Origin of the sequence: Lysobacter sp. GX 14042, assembly GCF_021390425.1 — a bacterium.
Taxonomy (GTDB): domain Bacteria; phylum Pseudomonadota; class Gammaproteobacteria; order Xanthomonadales; family Xanthomonadaceae; genus Novilysobacter.
In genome coordinates this window covers 1-2,989 of record NZ_JAJUWY010000020.1, presented here as the reverse complement: position 1 = coordinate 2,989, position 2,989 = coordinate 1, and the positions used below count along the sequence as shown (strand labels likewise).

General features: G+C 55.3%; 4 protein-coding genes. All 4 read left to right on the top strand.

Features of this window, described 5'->3' with window-relative positions; translation table 11 throughout:
• A partial coding sequence (locus LY625_RS13300) for a hypothetical protein (RefSeq protein WP_233740790.1) occupies positions 1 to 426 on the top strand: 426 nt, incomplete at its 5' end.
• Positions 427 to 565: 139 nt separating this feature from the next.
• The gene (locus LY625_RS13295) at positions 566 to 958 is read left to right on the top strand and encodes a hypothetical protein (RefSeq protein WP_233740789.1); all 393 of its coding nucleotides are present in this window, start codon (positions 566 to 568) and stop codon (positions 956 to 958) included.
• 517 nt (positions 959 to 1,475) lie between these two features.
• On the top strand, positions 1,476 to 1,787 hold the full coding sequence (locus LY625_RS13290; RefSeq protein WP_233740788.1) for an antibiotic biosynthesis monooxygenase: 312 nt from the start codon (positions 1,476 to 1,478) through the stop codon (positions 1,785 to 1,787).
• Between the two features lie 545 nt (positions 1,788 to 2,332).
• The gene (locus LY625_RS13285) at positions 2,333 to 2,761 is read left to right on the top strand and encodes a hypothetical protein (protein WP_233740787.1); all 429 of its coding nucleotides are present in this window, start codon (positions 2,333 to 2,335) and stop codon (positions 2,759 to 2,761) included.
• The last annotated feature ends 228 nt before the right edge of the window (positions 2,762 to 2,989 follow it).

The following is a 2,989-nucleotide window of genomic DNA, read 5'->3' as shown; positions in this document are numbered from 1 at the left end:
TGCGGCTTAACTCAGGCGTTAGGCGCCTTTGGAGCAATGCGCGACGTGAGCGACGCGAACCCAAGCTTCGATTCGACTGAGCAGCAAGCGGTTCATCCCGAGTGGCGCGGGACCTTGCGCCAAGTCGTTGACGAGTTCGCTAGGGGCAACTACGAGCTCGAGCCTGGGTTACTTGGCGTCGAGCCGATCACTTCTTCAACGGTGTCGCAAGTTCGACAGTACATTCAAGGTTATGGTGCAACACTGGTTCCGCTGCCTGAAGCATCTTGGGATTCATCGGTTTGTATCTGGGCCGGGCAACACTGGGATGTTCTTGTTGATCTTTGGACCAAAGAAGAGGGGCGTAGTGACTTGGTCATGCACGTCCATGTACTACCCAGCGGGTCGGCTTTCAAAGTTCAGGTCCATGCCGTCTATGTGCCGTAATCGGGGGCGGCGCCTAACAATGCGTTCAAGCCGAAGCCGCTTCGTTCCGCAAATCACACGGCAGGTACAGCTTGCCATGTGCTTCGCTCCACTACGCGTCTCAGCTTAACTTGGGTGTTAGGCGCCTATGGAACCTTGCGTGGTCACGAAGCTACAAAAGCAACGGAAACGTCTGCTTCAAAGCTACGTGATACATGTCGCTTGGTTCACTGCGATGATCGTCACCGCTGTCACCCAGGCATCCAAGACCACAATCGCCGCAGCAATCCTGCTGGCGCTGGTCACCGTGCCACCGGTGATCGCGTACGCAACTGCGGTTCACCGGACCTGCCGATTCATCGATCCCCGAGCCAAGACCATAGGACTGGCCCCAATGCTCATCATGACCGTGCTGTTCACCCCTTTTGAGTCAGGTCTCGTGGTCCCGGCCAAAAACCTCTGGGTTTCGGGCAAACTTCTTCGGCAGGCGCTGCTCGCCGGCCAGGCGCCTAACAGTTCGTTCAAGCCGAAACCGCTCCGCGGTTCGGCTTAACTCAGGTGTTAGGCCACGGAGATCGATCCTGACATGCGTTCATACTTGGTTTTTACACTTCTTTTTGTCGCGACCAGTGTGGCGCTGTCATTCGTCGCAGACACTCCGCAAGCAGATTGGCTACGCACCACGCTTGCTCTCCTCTCACCCGTCGCAGCCGCTGCGGTTGGGGTCCTGGTCGCTCAACGCTCGGGGCAATTGGCCCTTACCCCACTATTGATGATTGGCTTGACCCTATCAGCGGTGATCTACGCGGCCACTTGGGGTGTCTTCCAGTATTTGGCTCTCGGTGGCGGGGAATCAGTACCGTTCCGGCGCTTGGCTCAAGTGGGAGGGTGGACTTATATGATGGGCTGCTTGTCATATGCAGTCGCTCCCGCGATCGGTCGCCTGCTGGTACCGCGGCCTAACAATTCATTCAAGCCGACGCCGCTTCGCGGCGCGGCTTAATTCAAGTGTTAGGCTTGCAAGAGAACATCGCGTATCGTGATGTCGTTTTAACAACAGGAGACATGCCATGGTCAAAGTAGCCTTGTTCGTTCGCCTTGAAGCGAAACCCGGAAAAGAGAAAGAGGTTGAGAGCTTCCTTGTGAGTGGCCTTCCCATCGTCAATGAGGAGCCTGCCACCACTGCTTGGTTTGGCATCCGCCTTGGACCAAGCACTTTCGGAATTTTTGATGCTTTCCCGGATGAAGCGGGTCGGCAGGCACATCTCTCCGGCAAGGTCGCAGCAGCGTTGATGGCAAAGGCAGGTGAGTTGTTCTCCGAGCCTCCGTCCATCGAAAACGTTGATGTACTTGCAGCAAAGCTGCCCGGCGAGCAAGCCTAACAATTCGTTCAAGCCGAACTTGCTTCGTTACAGCAAAAGCGTGGCAGAAAAAGCTTGCCACGCTTTTGCCTCCACTACGCAAGTCGGCTTAACTCAGGTGTTAGGCCGCAATGGACGCAGCTCTGATCCCTAAACTGATCAAGCAGAGGCGAAGGCTGCTACAAAGCTACCTAGTCCATGTGGCTTGGTTCGCTGCCATGATTATTACCGCGATAGCTCATTCATCCAGGACGGTGGTCGCCAGCTCAATCTTCTTGGCGCTCGTAACGGTTCCGCCCGTCATCGCTTACGCGGCAGCGGTGCACCGAACTTGCCGAGCGATTGATCCAAACGCCAAGACGATCGGACTTGTTCCAATGATCATCATGACGGTGCTGTTTACTCCATTTGAGTCCGGATTGGTTGTCCCAGCAAAAAATCTGTTGGTTTCAGGCAAGTTGGTACGAGAGCGTCAGGCTGCGACTATGCGGCCTAACGAGTCATTCAAGCCGACGTCGCTTCGCGACGCGGCTTAATTCTGGTGTTAGGTGTCTATGGAAGGTTCGATGCATCCCGCACTACAAGTATCGTTAGCCGTCCTTGCAACGTTGGCAGCCGTCGCTTCTGCGGTTGCGGCTTGGAAAGCACAAAGCGCAGCTCGGGAGGCTCTGGATTTCCAGAAGCGATTGTCCAAACATCAGGACTCCTTGTTCCTACTGAGATCTACGATCGAGAGTCTTTGGCGACTCAGGCGTGTTCTTGTCGATCCACTAAATTCCCCTGACGATGACTTTGATGCCATGAAGGAGATTCATGGCCAGATAAAATCCAATCTTGAGAGCCTCACTCAGTCAGGCATCTTGCCACCGCGACGCTCAATTCTTTTTACAGCTGACTCCTTTGCTGAGATCGTGGATCAGATGCCCGTCGCAAGTGGAGAGATCGACGCGGAGATCAAGAGGCTACAGACCAAGATCAATGACATCTTCTCGTAGTCGGTCGACAGCAGGTTCGCGCAGCGATTCTCCGCGGCGGGACATGACTCCGGAACTAGGTGCCAATGCAAGTCTTCTTCGCGGATGATTCGGCGCAGCGCAGTGCCCGCAACGGAATGGGCAAGCTGTTAGCTTTTGGCGGGGTACTTGTTGAGAGCACTCAGCTAAGGTCGCTGGCAAGTGCAATCGATGAGATCGCCCGTTCGTTCGGAATTCCGGACGAGGAAG